Consider the following 14,535-nt stretch of genomic DNA (forward strand, 5'->3'; position numbering starts at 1 on the left):
TTTCATTCCCTGCAAAGGCATCAGACCCGCTTTTATGAAGACCTATAATCCCGACTTTTCCGACCGTCGCAGTGCCGCCGCCGCCGCCAAGACCAAGGCGCTGGAAGCGATGAAGAACAAGGCCGCGCCCGATCCGGCGCTGGTCGCGGAAAAGCTTGCCGCGCAGGAAGCGAAGGAAGCCCTCCAGGCCGAACGCCGCGCCGCCAAGCTGGCCGAAAAGGAAGAGGCCGACGCCATCCGCAAGGCCGAACGCGCCATCCGCGAAGAAGCCGAGAAGAAGGCCGCCGAAGAGGCCCAGATGTCCGAATCCGACCGCAAGGCCGCGCAGAAGGCCGCGCGCGATGCGAAGTACGCCGCCCGCAAGGCGCGCAAGTAAGGCGAGAGAATGGGGTTCGTTTGTCGGGGCCGCGATCGGCTTGAGACCTAACTGAACCCTTTCCCCCACCCCGTTTGGTTCGAGCCTGTCGAAAACTCCGCGCCGAGTTCTCGACAGGCTCGAACCAAACGGGATGTATGAAGTAACGCGCGCAAGATCAGCGCGTGTGGGGTCCAGTCAAGTCGGCCGGATCGCCACCGCGGGCACTTTAGCGGGGCCAGCGCCGGCCCAGCATCACCCCGCGATCAAATCAGCCGCCAAAACTCCGCCCGCCACCGCCGCCGAAGCCGCCGCGCGAGATGACCGAACTCCGCGACTGGATCCGCGTCGGCGCCCGCACCGTCGGGTTGAACGCGTTCGACCCGATCCGCGTCCGGCCGCTGACATAGTCGCGTCCGAACGGCACGCCACCGCCGCCATAATAGCTGCCGTAGCGATCGCGATACATCGGCGCACCGCGATACCCGCCGCCACCCATGTTGCTCAGCGCCTGGCCGACGATGAACCCGGTCAGCAGCGGCGTGAAGAAGCTGCCGTTGTTGCGCGGCACGCACTGGTCGACGCCGTACTGTTCCTCGCAGCTTTGGCGCTGGTCGAACCGCGGCGCGTTCGTCTCGTTCGCCTTCTGCGCATCGGCATAGGCCTTGTCGCACGCCTCGGGCGTCATCTGCGCGTCGGCCTTGCACGCCGCGACCGAGGTGTAGCTCGTCGCCTCCACCGGCTTGCCGCCGGGATCGTCGCCGTCGCAGGCGGAGAGCGAGACGCCTGCCCCCGCCATCAGGGATGTCAGCACGATCGTCCGGGAACGCTTCATCGCCATGACCTCCTCAGGCCGTCATGCAGGCGGCGTTGAGCACGCCGATGCTGATCGAGATGCTTGCCATATAGATCGCCGCCGCCATTTCGCCGCGCACGATCCGGTCGCTGAAATCGCGCATCACGATCATCCGCACGACGGTGACCGCGACGATCTGGATCACGCCGGCCATCACCGCCCACACGCCGAACTCGACCAGCGAAACGGTATGTTCCAGTGCGGAGGCGACCGGCAGGACATAACCGATCAGCGCGCCGCCCAGCGTGAGCGCCGCCGCGACATTGCCCTCGCGGATCAGCGTGCGTTCGTTGTACGGCGTCGCCGCCTGGTAGATCAGCTTGAACGCGATCGTCAGCACGCCAGCCGCCGCGAACGCGATCAGGAACGCCGCCGCGCTCGCCCCGAAACCATAATCCTGAAACATCGTCTTCCCCCCGTATGCCCGTCAGGCCTTATACCTGTCAGGCCTTGAACTCGCCCAGTTCCAGCGCGACGCCCAGCATGATCTCGAACGATACCTCGCCGGCCTCGCTCTGCTGTTCGATCGCGAGCAGCAGCTCGCGCGCGTCCGGCTCGTCCAGCTCCCGCGCGAACAGCATGCATTTCTGGAAGATCCGCCGGTCGACCACGCCGTCGCGGTCGTCGTGAATATCCTCCCAGAACGTCACCGGATCCTGCACCGGCGCATCCGGCCCGAACCAGAACCGCGTATAGTCGGGCAGGCCGGGTGCCGTGAACACCGGTGCGGACAGCCGCCGGATCCACGGCGCGCGTTCCGATGCGGAGCCGGGATAGGCGCTGTCCCACGGCGCGAACAGCGTGACGTCGGTCACGTCCTGCCCCGCGCGGTCGGTCGACACCGCCTGGAACATGATGTCGTCCTCGGTATAGAAACGGTGCACGAAACTGCCGTCGGTCAGCTCGACCAGACCCTGCGCCACGATCTGCAACGTATCGCGATCGAACGGGAATTTCAGCGTATCGCCGAACCGCCGCCACGCGAGCGGATCGAGCATCACCGTCCGCCCCAGCGTGACGTTGCGGATCACCGGCAACGCATTCTCCGGCGCCTTCTCGCGGCCGAACAGACGATCGAACATGCAGGAGACTCCAATCCGCCGGGTGCAGGCATAGAACGTGGGGTGAACGAAGCAAAGCCCTCGCCGGGCCACAACTTGGGCGCCGATCCCATGCGCAATGATGGAGACGGCGCGCGGCACCCACTACCCCAGCCGCCCGCAACCCCCTATGTAGCTGACGACCAAACCGCGGAGCCTGCCCCCATGACCGACACCGCCTGGACCGTCCGCTCGCTGAAGGCGGCACTCGACCGCTGCGCCCCCGTCGCCGACGGGGAATTCAGCGTCCACATGATCGAAGGCAGCGACCCCGTGCTGCTCGTCACCATGCACCAGCACGGCGACCTCGAACTGTTCGTCAACGTCTCGGATGCACAGATCGCGGCCTCCGTACTACTCTGGCCATGCGACGAACAGCATGACCGGCCGGCGTTCAACGAATATCTGCTCAAGACGCAGAAGCTCGTGCCGCTGTCGAACTTCGGCATCGGCATGGTCGACGGCCGCGACTATTACGAACTGTTCGGCGAACTCGCGGTCAGCAGTCCGCTCGACACCGTCCTCATCGAACTTCGCATGCTCGCCGAAAACGCGATCGAGGCCGCCGGGCCGCTACGCGAAGCCTTCGTCCCCTCATCGCACTGACCGGAGCAACGTCCATGGCCATTTGGAGTAAATTGTTCACCCTGGGCCGCGCCGGCGCGCATGAGGCGTCGAGCGCGATCGTCGACGCCAACGCGCTGCGCATCCTGGACCAGGAGATCCGCGACGCCGACAATGCGCAGGGCAAGGCGCGCGACGACATGGCCGGCCTCGTCGCCCGCCGCCGCATCCTGGAACAGGAAGTGGCCAGCTTCCGCGCGCAGGTCGAAAAGTACATGTCCTCGGCCAAGGCGGCGATGGACAAGGGCAATATGGACCTCGCCCGCCAGGTGGCGCAGCGGGTTGCCGACCTGGAACAGGACATCGCGCTCAAGACGCCGCAGCTGGAGGCGATGAAGGAAGCCGAAGGCAAGATCCACACGACCATCGCCGCGACCGATCGCAAGATCGAACAGCTCCGCCGCGAGGTCGAGGTGGTGAAGGTGAACGAGAGCGTCCAGAAGGCGCAGGCCTCCGTCGCCGCCCGCGGTTCGGGCGCGGGCAACTCGCTCGGCTCGGCCGCCGACAGCCTGGCCCGCATCCGCGAACGCCAGGCGATCCGCGGCGAACGGATCAACGCCGCCAACGAACTCGAAGACATGCGCACCGGCGCCGACCTCGACGAGAAGCTCCGTCTCGCCGGCATCGCGCCGGGCCAGTCCTCGGCCGACGACGTGCTCGCGCGCCTGTCGGCGCCGAAGTCGGAACCGCTGCGGCTGGAGGCCACGCGCGACACCGACAAGGCGGAGTAGGCTCTCACCGGCCGGACCCCACCGCTCCCCGTTCGGTTCGAGCCTGTCGAGAACGGCCCCACCCCCGCCCGCAGACCGCCGTTAGGTTCGAGCCTGTCGAGAACAGCCTTCCCCTCCGCGGCGAAGGTTCTCGACAGGCTCGAACCGAACGGAAGATGAGGTGAAGGACACCGAACATGCGCCGCATCCCCCTCGCCCCGCGTCCCGACTGGCAGGCCAAGGCCGACGCGATCGGCTTCGTCTACCACGCCACCGACGGCGCGCCGTACTGGGACGAGACCGCGGCCTATGTCTTCTCGATGACGGAGATCGAGGACGTCCTCGAACCCGCGGCCGAAGAGCTTCACCGTATGTGCCTCGACCTGGTCGAGGAGGTCTGCCGCCACGACGCGCTGATGGACCGCCTCGCCATCCCGCGCGAGCAGCGCCAGTTCGTGCGCGACAGCTGGTCGCGACGCGATCCCTCGCTCTACGGCCGGTTCGACTTCGCCTATGACGGCTCGGGGCCACCGAAGCTCTACGAATACAACGCCGACACCCCGACTGCGGTGTTCGAATGCGCGACCTTCCAGTGGATCTGGCTGGAAGAACGCCTCTCCACCGGCGCGCTCCCGGCCGGCAGCGACCAGTTCAATTCACTGTTCGAGGCACTCCGCGACCGGTTCAAGGCGATCTTCCCGACCGGCGGCTACGTCCATTTCGCCGCCGAGCCGCAGTCGATCGAGGACCGCCAGACCGTCCGGTTCTTCGAGGATCTGGCGAGCCAAGTCGGGATCGAACCGAAGTTCGTCGCGATGAACGCGATCGGGCTCAACGAAACCGGCCAATTCGTCGACGATGCCGGCGACGAGATCCAGGCGGCGTTCAAGCTGTACCCGTGGGAGGACATGTTCCGCGAGCCCTACGCCCCCAGCCTGACCGCCGCGGGCGTCCGATGGATCGAACCGGCGTGGAAGTCGATCCTGTCGAACAAGGGCATCCTGCCGCTGCTCTGGGAACGCCACCCCGACCACCCGAACCTCCTCCCCGCCTTCTTCGACAACGACCCCGCGGCCGTGGCACTGGGCGAAGACTATGTCCGCAAGCCGCTCTTCTCCCGCGAAGGGGCCAACATCGAACTGGTCCGCGCCGGCGCGTCCGAAACCGTCCTCGACGAAGGCTACGGCGCCGAAGGCCACATCCGCCAGGCGCTCTGCATGCCCCCCGAATTCGACGGCCGCTACCCGGTGATCGGCGCCTGGATCGTCGGCGACCAGCCCGCCGGCATCGGCATCCGCGAGGACGACCACGCCATCACCCGCAACCTGGCCCGTTTCGTACCGCACTATATCGGGCCGGCGGAGCCTTTGCCGCAGCCGTAGCGTGTGTCGTGCCAGGGCACGCGCTGCAGAACCTGTGATGCGGGTGACAGATCGAAGGTCGTCAGACCGATCCGGAGCCTGACGAAACCCATCGGCTGAGATTGCCAGACGACTCCATGGCTCGCATCATGCGGAATGGCCGTTCATCCCGATCGTCGAACCCTGCTTGCCGGGCTCGCTACCTCCGGCCTTGTCGCCGGCTGCGCACGGCCCGACCGCGGGCGGGCCGCGGCGACCCCCGGCATTGCCGTCACCATCGACGACTTCGACCTGTCGGACACGCCGTTGCTCAGCGGATCGGAGCGCGACGCGGCGATCCTTGCGGCCTTGCGGCGTCACCGGGTGAAGGCGGCCGGGTTCGTCGCCGGCAAATATGTCGACGCCACACTCGCCCCCCGCATTCTGACGCGCTGGTCGGACGAGGGGCATATCCTGGGCAACCATAGTTTCTCGCATCGCTATTTCAGCGGGCAGGATCCCGCCGGGCTGATGGCGGACATCCTGCGTTGCGAGCCCCTGCTGTCACGCTACGCCGGCTTTCGCAGGCTCTTCCGTTTCCCCTATCTCGCGGAAGGCAAGACTGCGACCGGGCGCGACGCGATGCGCGCGCTGCTCGATCGCCACCGATATCGCAACGCGCCGGTGACCATCGACACGTCGGACTGGTGCATCGACAACCGCTTGAAGGCGCGGCTGGCGGTCGATCCGCGCAGCGCGATCGCACCCTATCGGCGCTTCTACCTCGACCATGTGTGGGAACGGGCGACCTTCTACGACGGGCTCGCCCGATCGCTTTTCGGACACTCGATCGATCACACGATCCTGCTGCATCACCGGCTGACGACCGGACTCTTCCTCGACGACATGCTTGCCATGTTCCGCGCACGGGGCTGGCGGCTCGTCGACGCCGAAACCGCCTTCGCATCGTCGACTCTCGCGTTGAAACCGGACACCCTGCCAGCCGGGCAGAGCCTCATCTGGTCGCTGGCAAAGGCGGACGGCCGCTTCGCAGGTCAATTGCGCTATCCGGGCGAGGATGGCGATTACGAGGCACCGCGGATGGACGCGCGCGGACTGTAGCATCGCGGGCCGGGCAGGACCGACGCCACCGGTGGAGCAGCGTCCGATCCGGTGATATGCCCGCACCGCCGATCGGCCGCCGCCGGTGCCGAACTCAACAACAGGATACTCTGCCGAATGATCGCCGCCCTCCTGCTTTCGATCCGGCAACTGGGCGACCGGGCGATCCTGCGTGTGCTGGGGCTGTCGTTGCTCGTCACGCTGATGCTGTTCGCGGGCGTCGGCTACGCGTTGCATGCCTTGATCGTCGGCAGCGACAGCTGCGTCGCGGTCGCGTCCTACGAGCTTTGCACGCGCGATCTGGGCACGGTCGGCACGCTGCTGTTCCTGGTCGTCGCGGTCTGGCTGCTGTTTCCTGCCATCGCGATCGGCGTCATCGGGGCGTTTTCGGACGAGATCGTCGCGGCGGTTGAGCGGCGGCATTATCCCGCGGCGGCCACGGCGGCACGCGCCCCCGGCTGGGCGCGCGGTGCGGTGATGGGGCTGCGGTCTGCGCTCCGGCTGCTCGGCTACAATCTGCTCGCTGCACCCTTCTACATCGTGTTGCTTGTCACCGGCATCGGGCCGCTGCTGCTCGTCGTGGCGGTGAACGGCTTCGCGCTCAGCCGCGACCTGTGGGAGATGGTCGCGGTGCGTCATCTGCCGCCTGCCGCGATTAAACCCGAACTGGGCACGACGCGCGGCGTGCGGCTGCCGCTGGGGCTTGTCGCGGCGGTGCTGTTCGTGGTTCCGGTCGTCAACCTGCTGGCGCCCGTGCTGGGTGCCGCGATGGCGACGCATCTGTACCACCGGAGACGGCGATGACCATGACGACCCGGCGGACCTTCCATCGCACGGCCGGCGCATGCGGGGCTGCCCTCCTGCTCGCGCTCGCCGGTTGCGCCACCGCACCGGTCAAGCCGGGCGTGGCCCAGGCGCCGTCCCGCGCGACAGTGATCAACCCGGCCGGGCTGGAACGCGTCATGGGCCGCGACGCCGACGCGGTCGTGGCGCTGCTCGGCACCCCCGACCAGGACCAGCGCGAGGATCGCGGCCGGCGCCTACAGTTCGTCGGCCCCGCCTGCGTGCTCGACACCTATCTCTACCCCAAGGGCAACGGCAAGCCGGTCGTCACCTGGGTCGACGCCCGCACCCCCGCCGGCGCCGACTATGACCGCGCAGCCTGCCTCGCGATGCTCAGCCGGGAATAGGCGCTAACCGGCCGCGGCGAACGCAGCCGCCGCCGCCACCTGCGCATCGCTCGGCGTCTGCCCGGTATAGAGCACGAACTGTTCCAGCGCCTGCAACACCGCGATCTGCTCGCCCGTGATCCGCGCGACGCCGTGCCGCGCCGCCGCGGCCAGCAACGGCGTCTCGACCGGCACCGCGACTGCATCGCACACCAGCATCGCCTGCGCGATCATCGCCTCCGGAAACGCCAGCGCGCCCTCGTTCCCGCCGCGCATGCCGATCGGCGTAACGTTCACCAGCATCCCAGCCGGCGGCGCATCGGTCAGCTCCGCGACCCAGCCGAACCCGTATTGCTCCGCCAGCCGCCGCCCCGCGTCCGCGTTGCGCGCCACGATCGTGCCCTGCGTCTGCCCCGCATCGCGCAACGCAGCGGCCACCGCCTTCCCCATCCCACCGCTGCCGCGCAGCACGAACGGCGTGTCCGCCGCGACCCCGGACCGCGTCACCAGCGTCCGCACCGCGCCGTAATCCGTGTTGTACCCGGTCAGGTGCCCGCCATCGTTGACGATCGTATTGACCGAATCAATCGCCCTCGCCGACGCGTCGAGATCGTCGAGTAGCGCGATCACCGCCTCCTTGAATGGCATCGACACGGCACAGCCGCGAATACCCAGCGCGCGGATCCCCGCCACCGCGCCGGGCAGATCGGTGGTCGAAAACGACTTGTAGACCCCGTCGATCCCCATCGCCTCGTACAGGTGATTGTGGAACCGCGACCCGAAATTGCCCGGCCGCGCGGACAGCGACATGCACATCATCGTATCGCGGCCGATCGCGGGTTTCATGGGCAGGTCTCCTTCGTCGGTTCGTCGCCGCCTCATCCCGCGTTCCCCGCTAAAATGCAAAGCCGACCCGTTCGACAGTTCCCCTCCAAACCCACCACCACGCTCGACAACCCCGCCGCGTCCGCCTAGGCGCGATCCCAACCAACGCAGCCACCGGAGACCGCCTTGACCGCCCCCACGCTCGATATTCTCGCGATCGGCAACGCCATCGTCGACGTCATCGCCGCCACCGACGACGCCTTCCTGTCGCAGGAGGGCATGGTGAAGGGCCAGATGCAGCTCATCGACGCGCCGCGCGCCGAAAGCCTCTACGCCGGCATGGGCCCGGGTCGCGAAGTCAGCGGCGGATCCGCCGCCAACACGCTCGCCGGTGCCGCGATGATGGGCGCGTCCTGCGGCTTCATCGGCCAGGTCGCCGACGATCAGCTCGGCGCCGTGTTCGTCCACGACATCCGCGCGCAAGGCATCGCGTTCGACGTGCCCGCGCGCGACGCATCGGTCCCGACCGGCCGCTGCCTCGTCCTGGTCAGCGAAGATGGCCAGCGCACGATGAACACCTTCCTCGGCGCCGCGCAGTTCCTGCCGACCAGCGCCGCGGACCGCGCGCTCGTGGAATCGGCTGCCGTGCTGCTGCTCGAGGGCTACCTCTGGGATCCGGCCGAGCCGCGCGCCGCGATGCAGGACGCGATCCGCATTGCCCGCGCCGCCGGCCGCAAGGTCGCGCTCGGCGTCTCCGCCACGTTCTGCATCCTCAACCATCACGCCGATTTCGTCGCGATGGTCGAGGCCGGCGACATCGACATCCTGTTCGCCAACGAGGAAGAGCTGGTCGCGCTCGCCGCACTCGACGATTTCGAAGCCGCGCTGGCCAAGATCGCCAAGTCCGTGCCCATCCTCGTCGTCACCCGCGGTGCCGACGGCGCGATCGCGATCGAGAACGGCACGACCCGCCACGAAGTCGCCGCCGAACCGATCGACCGCATCGTCGACACCACCGGCGCGGGCGACCTGTTCGCCGCCGGGTTCCTCGCGGGCCAGGCCAAGGGCCGCTCGATCGCCGACAGCCTGACGATGGGCGCGGTCGCCGCCGCCGAAGTCATCAGCCACTACGGCGCGCGCCCCGAAACCGACCTCAACGCGCTCGTCACCGCCCGCCTGGGCTGACGCCAAACGAAACCAAAAGCCCCCTCCCCTTCAGGGGAGGGGGAGGGGGTTGGGGCAACAGCACCACCAACACGATATCGAAGACGAGCGTCACGCGAGCCAGTCCCGTACGCGCGGGAAGGTGTCGCGGATCAACACATGATGGCCCCGATTGTCGGCCATGCCAGCCGCGCCTTGGCTCAGTGACAACAGCCCCCAAGGATATGGCCAAAGCTGGTCAGGCCGGAGGCCGGCCGCACTTCCCAAAAAGCGACGGATAGGCCCTGCGCCCTGTTGGCGACCGCACCAAATTTAGTGGAGCGCTCCGCCGAAACCGGCTGCACCCCATAACCACCCACCGGTCCGCCCGGTTCGCGATTCATCGCGCGAACCGGGCGAGATTCCGGACCTGACCTTAAAACGCCCCCGGCGTCTTCGGTGCGTCCGGCACCACGTCCAGCCCGCGCGCCACGTGGCTCTTGCGGTAGCCATAGGCGAAGTACAGCAGCAGCCCGACCGCACCCCACACCGGCAGCACCAGCTGCGCGTCGCTCGGCAATGCCAGGAACAGCCCGACGCAACCCAAGATCGTCAGGATCGCGACCAGCCACACCGCCGGCACGCGGAACGCGCGCTTCACGTTCGGATGCGTCTTGCGCAGCCGCAGCACAGCGATCGCCACCATCAGGAACGCGAACAGCGTGCCCGCATTGGCGATATCGGCCAGCTTGCCGACCGGCAGGAACGCTGCCGCCAGCGTCACGCCGATCCCGGTGATCGCAGTGATGATGTGCGGCGTCTTCCACTTCGGATGGATCGTCGACAGCTTCTCGGGCAGCAGCCCGTCGCGCGACATCACGAAGAACATCCGCGTCTGGCCAAAGATCATGACCAGGATCACCGACGGCAGCGCCAGGAACGCCGCCAGGCCGATCAGATTCCCGATCTTCAGATAGCCGATCTCGCGCAGCACATGTGCCAGCGCTTCCTTCGAACACGCCAGCGGCTCGACACCGGCGGCGCTGATTGTAGCGCAGCGCGCGGCGAGTTCGGTCGACCCCGGCGCCAGCCACTGGCCGGCCGCGTTCAGCACCGGCTGCGCGCCCAGCGGCGATCCGATCGCGCCGGATGCCACCAGCATGTAGAAGATCGTGCAGATCGCGAGGCTGCCGAGCAGGCCCAGCGGCACGTTGCGCTGCGGGTTCTTGGTCTCCTCCGCCGCGGTCGACACCGCGTCGAACCCGACATAGGCGAAGAAGATCGACGCGGCCGCCCCGATCACGCCGGATCCGCCGGCCCCCATCCAGCCCTGCGGCGCGAACGGTTCGAAATTCTCCATCCGCATCACCGGCAACGCGAGCACGATGAACAGCGTCAGCGCGGTGACCTTGATGCCGACCAGCACCGCGTTCACCTTGGCGCTCTCGCTGGTGCCGATGATCAGCAGGCCCGTGATCGCCAGCGATATGATCACCGCCGGCAGGTTGATGATCCCCCCGGCATAAGGCCCGGCGATCAGCGACAACGGCATCTCGACACCGAACCAGCCGCGCATCTGCCCGACGAAATAGCCGGACCACCCGACCGCGACCGCACTGGCCGCCACTGCATATTCCAGCACGAGCGCCCAGCCGACCGTCCAGGCGAGCAGCTCGCCAAGCGACGCATAGGTATAGGTGTAGGCGGAGCCCGACACCGGCACCATCGACGCCAGTTCGGAATAGCACAAAGCCGCGACGGCACAGACCGCACCCGCGATGATGAAGCTGATCATCATGCCGGGGCCCGCCTTCTGCGCGGCCTCCGACGTCAGAACGAAGATGCCGGTCCCGATGATCGCCCCGACGCCCAGCAACGTCAGCTGCAGCGCCCCCAGCGATCGGTGCAGCGATTTCCTCTCCGCCGTCGCCAGGATGGCGTCCAGCGACTTAACGCGCCCGAATATCATTCTGCCCAGTCCCCCATTGCCGGTACGCGCGGCTGATCCGCTCCGGCTTAAAGGAGAAAGACTAACCGCTATTCCGCATCGCGCAATAGGCTAAGCATTGCTGCGAAAAGCGTGGCTATTCCGCCACCATCCGCCCAAGCGCCCGCCCGCCGAACAGGTGGACGTGCAGATGCGGCACCTCCTGCCCCCCGTGGCTGCCGACATTGGCGAGCAACCGGTATCCCGGCTCAACCAGCCCCTGCTCACGCGCGACGGTCGCCACCGCGCGCACGAAGCCGGCAATCTCCGTGTCGTCCGCCGTCGCGGCAAAATCGTCCCACGACACATAACGCCCCTTGGGGATCACCAGCACATGCACGGGTGCCTGCGGAGCAATGTCGTGGAACGCCAGCGCATGCGCGTCCTCGTACACCCGCTTCGCCGGGATCTTCCCGCGCAGGATCCGCGCGAAGATATTGTCGTCATCATAAGGCAACGTCGCGTCGATCGGCATGGCGGTCAGTCCTCTGTGCGGGCGGCTTTCTCGGCAAGGCCGGACAGCCCTTCGCGGCGGTCGAGCTCGGTCATGACCTCGGCGATCGGGATGTCCGCGTCGGCGAGCAGCACGGTCAGGTGGAACAGCAAGTCGGCCGCCTCGCCGACCAGGTCGGTGCGATCGCCCGCCACCGCCGCGATCACCGCCTCGACCGCCTCCTCGCCCACCTTCTGCGCGATCTTTGGCGTACCCTTGGCGAACAGCCGCGCGACATAGGATGCGTCGGGGTCGCCGCCGCGGCGAGCGGCGATCGTGGCTTCCAGGCGGGCGAGCGTCTCGGTCATGCGTCCACCCTCCCCGCCGCGCCCGCGCCCGTCAAGCGGCGGACCGGCAACCCCGCCGCCGCCAGCGCCGCGCGGGCGTCCGCGATCGTATGCTGCCCGAAATGGAAGATCGACGCGGCCAGCACCGCGCTGGCATGCCCCTCGACCACGCCGTCGACCAGATGGTCGAGCGTGCCCACGCCACCGCTGGCGATGACCGGCACGTTGACCGCGTCCGCGATCGTCCGGGTCAGCGCCAGGTCGTATCCGTCGCGCGTCCCGTCGCGGTCCATCGACGTGACGAGCAGTTCGCCCGCACCCAGCTTGGCCAGCCGCACCGCATGCGCCACCGCGTCGATCCCCGTGCCGCGCCGCCCGCCATGGGTGAAGATTTCCCACCCGTCGCCCGACCGCCGCGCGTCGATCGACCCGACCACGCACTGCGCGCCGAACCGGTCGGCGATCTCCGCGACCAGTTCGGGCCGCTCGACCGCCGCGCTGTTCACCGCGACCTTGTCCGCGCCGGCGAGCAGCAGCGCGCGCGCATCCGCCGCACTGCGCACCCCGCCGCCAACGGTCAGCGGCATGAAACACACCGCCGCCGTCCGCGCGACGACGTCGAGGATCGTCCCGCGACCTTCATGGCTTGCGCCGATGTCGAGGAAGCACAACTCGTCCGCGCCCGCGGCGTCATAGACGCGCGCCTGCGCCACGGGATCGCCCGCGTCCGCGAGGTCGACAAAGTTGACGCCTTTCACAACGCGCCCGTTGGCAACGTCGAGACACGGAATGATACGCGTGCGGACTGTCATGCGAAGAACCCGAGCGCAGCGGGCATGAAATCATAGCCCTCCCCCCCACGGGGGGAGGGAGCAGGAGACGCCATCGGTACCATCACGCCCGCCCGACCCGGAGCGCCTCGCCCAGATCGAGCCGCCCGTCATACAACGCGCGCCCGGTAATCACGCCCTCGATCCCCTCCGACGCGAGCCGTGCCAGCGCCAGCACGTCGCCGATATCTGTCACGCCACCGCTCGCGATCACCGGGATCCGTGTCTTGCGGGCCAGCGCGACCGTCGCCTCGATATTACACCCGCGCATCATCCCGTCGCGCCCGACATCAGTAAACAGCAACGACGCCACCCCCGCATCGCGGAACCGCTCCGCCATGTCCGCCACCGGCACGTCGGACACATCGGCCCAGCCGCGCGTCGCGACCATGCCGTCGCGCGCGTCCACCGCCACCACGATCCGCCCCGGCAGATCGCGCGCCGCCGCCCGGACCAGCTCCGGATCCTCCAGCGCCGCGGTCCCGATCACCACCCGCTCGACGCCCAGCGCCAGCCAGCGGTCGATCCCCGCCCGGTCGCGGATGCCGCCACCCAGCTGCACCTTGCCCGGAAACGCCGTAACGATCGCCTCGACGGCAGCCGCATTCACTGCCTTACCCGCGAACGCACCGTCCAGGTCGACGACATGCACCCACTCGGCCCCGGCCGCGGCGAACGATTCCGCCTGCTGCGCCGGGTCGTCGCCATACACCGTGGCGCGGTCCATATCGCCCTCGGCCAGCCGCACGACCTGACCCTGTTTCAGGTCGATCGCCGGGAAAATGATGATGCTCAAGGCCGCCACTCCAGAAAACGCGACAGGAACGCCAGCCCGTAGGACTGGCTCTTTTCAGGGTGAAACTGCACGCCGATCACCGTGTCGCGCGCCACCGCGGCGGTGACCGGCCCGCCATGCTGCGTCGTCGCCAGCACATCGGCGGCGTCGTCCGCATCGAAGCGGTAGCCGTGCAGGAAATACGCCTCGCCCGGGCTCAGCATCGCATGCGGCCGCGCCGGCACGACGTCGTTCCAGCCCATATGCGGCACCCGCGCCGCGGGGCCCGGCACCATCGCCGACACGCTGCCCGGAATCCAGCCGAGCCCGGCGTGGACCCCGTGCTCCTCGCCCTGCGTCGCGAGCAGCTGCATCCCCACGCACACGCCCAGGAACGGCACGCCGCGCGTCTGCGCCGCCGCCGCCATCGCCTGCTCCATCCCGTCGATCGCCCGCAACGCACCGATGCACGCGCCGAACGCGCCGACGCCCGGCAACACGATCCGGTCCGCCGCCGCCACGACATCGGTATCGGCGGTCACGACCAGATCGTCGCACCCCGCGGCGCGCAACGCATTCTCCACAGAGCGCAGGTTGCCCGCGCCATAATCGATCAGCGCCAGCGTCACGCCTGCAAGCCCTCATACCCGTCGCCGACCATCGTCGCGCGGAACTCGGTCACGGCGTAGGTCGCCACACCCGCGGTCGCGAACGGATCGGTCTTCACCAGTTCCTCGATCAGCGCGCGCTCACCCAGCGCGAGAATGATACCGCCGGTCCGCGGGATCTGCCGCCCCGCCGCCACGAACACGCCGGCGGCAAAACCCTGCTTCAACCACGCAACATGCGCGTCCATCTCGGCGTCCACCGCAACAAGCGGCGCCACATACGTCAGCGTCAGCACGAACATCGACAAGTC

At 68.1% G+C, this 14,535-nt stretch carries 19 protein-coding genes; 8 read left to right on the plus strand and 11 right to left on the minus strand.

What is annotated here, in order from left to right:
- Positions 1 to 34: 34 nt before the first annotated feature.
- Positions 35 to 376 (plus strand): DUF6481 family protein, encoded by a 342-nt coding sequence (locus IEX50_RS11385; protein WP_157176028.1) that lies wholly within the window; start codon positions 35 to 37, stop codon positions 374 to 376.
- 250 nt (positions 377 to 626) lie between these two features.
- Here the strand turns inward: IEX50_RS11385 and IEX50_RS11390 are convergent, their stop codons facing one another.
- The 3 genes from IEX50_RS11390 to IEX50_RS11400 are packed head-to-tail and all read right to left on the minus strand — an operon-like array spanning position 627 to position 2,293.
- A complete protein-coding gene (locus IEX50_RS11390; protein ID WP_157176029.1) occupies positions 627 to 1,190 on the minus strand; it encodes a DUF1190 domain-containing protein in 564 nt (187 codons plus the stop codon).
- Between the two features lie 13 nt (positions 1,191 to 1,203).
- Complete coding sequence (locus tag IEX50_RS11395) at positions 1,204 to 1,617, minus strand: DUF350 domain-containing protein (RefSeq protein ID WP_157176030.1); 414 nt, start codon at positions 1,615 to 1,617, stop codon at positions 1,204 to 1,206.
- Positions 1,618 to 1,654: 37 nt separating this feature from the next.
- Positions 1,655 to 2,293, minus strand: a complete 639-nt coding sequence (locus IEX50_RS11400) for a DUF2491 family protein (protein WP_157176031.1) — start codon at positions 2,291 to 2,293, stop codon at positions 1,655 to 1,657.
- A gap of 183 nt (positions 2,294 to 2,476) precedes the next feature.
- On the opposite strand from IEX50_RS11400, the gene IEX50_RS11405 reads away from it, so the two are divergent.
- The 6 genes from IEX50_RS11405 (at position 2,477) to IEX50_RS11430 (ending at position 7,297) form a co-directional block, all read left to right on the plus strand.
- Complete coding sequence (locus IEX50_RS11405) at positions 2,477 to 2,917, plus strand: YjfI family protein (protein WP_157176032.1); 441 nt, start codon at positions 2,477 to 2,479, stop codon at positions 2,915 to 2,917.
- A gap of 14 nt (positions 2,918 to 2,931) precedes the next feature.
- Positions 2,932 to 3,666 carry a PspA/IM30 family protein gene (locus IEX50_RS11410; RefSeq protein WP_157176033.1) on the plus strand — a complete coding sequence of 245 codons (735 nt, stop codon included), beginning with the start codon at positions 2,932 to 2,934 and terminating at the stop codon, positions 3,664 to 3,666.
- Between the two features lie 176 nt (positions 3,667 to 3,842).
- Positions 3,843 to 5,027: a glutathionylspermidine synthase family protein gene (locus IEX50_RS11415; protein ID WP_157176034.1), complete on the plus strand. Its 1,185-nt coding sequence runs from the start codon at positions 3,843 to 3,845 to the stop codon at positions 5,025 to 5,027.
- Positions 5,028 to 5,162: 135 nt separating this feature from the next.
- Entirely contained in the window at positions 5,163 to 6,107 is a 945-nt protein-coding gene (locus IEX50_RS11420; protein WP_157176035.1) for a polysaccharide deacetylase family protein, read from the plus strand.
- Positions 6,108 to 6,224: 117 nt separating this feature from the next.
- Positions 6,225 to 6,911, plus strand: coding sequence for an EI24 domain-containing protein (locus tag IEX50_RS11425; RefSeq protein WP_157176036.1), 687 nt, complete (start codon positions 6,225 to 6,227; stop codon positions 6,909 to 6,911).
- Entirely contained in the window at positions 6,908 to 7,297 is a 390-nt protein-coding gene (locus tag IEX50_RS11430; protein ID WP_229673927.1) for a hypothetical protein, read from the plus strand. The genes IEX50_RS11425 and IEX50_RS11430 overlap by 4 nt, the downstream gene beginning before the upstream one ends.
- A gap of 3 nt (positions 7,298 to 7,300) precedes the next feature.
- On the opposite strand, the gene IEX50_RS11435 is transcribed toward IEX50_RS11430, so the two are convergent.
- Entirely contained in the window at positions 7,301 to 8,122 is an 822-nt protein-coding gene (locus tag IEX50_RS11435) for a shikimate 5-dehydrogenase (protein ID WP_184075225.1), read from the minus strand.
- A gap of 165 nt (positions 8,123 to 8,287) precedes the next feature.
- On the opposite strand from IEX50_RS11435, the gene IEX50_RS11440 reads away from it, so the two are divergent.
- Positions 8,288 to 9,286, plus strand: coding sequence for an adenosine kinase (locus IEX50_RS11440; protein WP_184075223.1), 999 nt, complete (start codon positions 8,288 to 8,290; stop codon positions 9,284 to 9,286).
- Between the two features lie 394 nt (positions 9,287 to 9,680).
- Here the strand turns inward: IEX50_RS11440 and IEX50_RS11445 are convergent, their stop codons facing one another.
- From IEX50_RS11445 to IEX50_RS11475, 7 genes are all read right to left on the minus strand, one after another.
- The gene (locus tag IEX50_RS11445; protein WP_157176037.1) at positions 9,681 to 11,213 is read right to left on the minus strand and encodes an amino acid permease; all 1,533 of its coding nucleotides are present in this window, start codon (positions 11,211 to 11,213) and stop codon (positions 9,681 to 9,683) included.
- A gap of 115 nt (positions 11,214 to 11,328) precedes the next feature.
- Positions 11,329 to 11,706, minus strand: a complete 378-nt coding sequence (locus IEX50_RS11450; RefSeq protein WP_157176038.1) for a histidine triad nucleotide-binding protein — start codon at positions 11,704 to 11,706, stop codon at positions 11,329 to 11,331.
- A gap of 5 nt (positions 11,707 to 11,711) precedes the next feature.
- Entirely contained in the window at positions 11,712 to 12,032 is a 321-nt protein-coding gene (locus IEX50_RS11455) for a phosphoribosyl-ATP diphosphatase (protein WP_157176039.1), read from the minus strand.
- Entirely contained in the window at positions 12,029 to 12,823 is a 795-nt protein-coding gene (gene hisF, locus IEX50_RS11460; protein WP_157176040.1) for an imidazole glycerol phosphate synthase subunit HisF, read from the minus strand. Before hisF ends, IEX50_RS11455 begins: the two co-directional genes overlap by 4 nt.
- 82 nt (positions 12,824 to 12,905) lie before the next feature.
- Entirely contained in the window at positions 12,906 to 13,637 is a 732-nt protein-coding gene (gene hisA / locus IEX50_RS11465) for a 1-(5-phosphoribosyl)-5-[(5-phosphoribosylamino)methylideneamino]imidazole-4-carboxamide isomerase (protein ID WP_157176041.1), read from the minus strand.
- Complete coding sequence (gene hisH, locus IEX50_RS11470; protein WP_157176042.1) at positions 13,634 to 14,245, minus strand: imidazole glycerol phosphate synthase subunit HisH; 612 nt, start codon at positions 14,243 to 14,245, stop codon at positions 13,634 to 13,636. The genes hisA and hisH overlap by 4 nt, the downstream gene beginning before the upstream one ends.
- Positions 14,242 to 14,526, minus strand: coding sequence for a YciI family protein (locus IEX50_RS11475; RefSeq protein WP_157176043.1), 285 nt, complete (start codon positions 14,524 to 14,526; stop codon positions 14,242 to 14,244). Before IEX50_RS11475 ends, hisH begins: the two co-directional genes overlap by 4 nt.
- Between the last annotated feature and the right edge of the window lie 9 nt (positions 14,527 to 14,535).

Source organism: Sphingomonas prati, from assembly GCF_014643515.1.
In the GTDB taxonomy this organism is placed as follows: domain Bacteria; phylum Pseudomonadota; class Alphaproteobacteria; order Sphingomonadales; family Sphingomonadaceae; genus Sphingomonas_R; species Sphingomonas_R prati.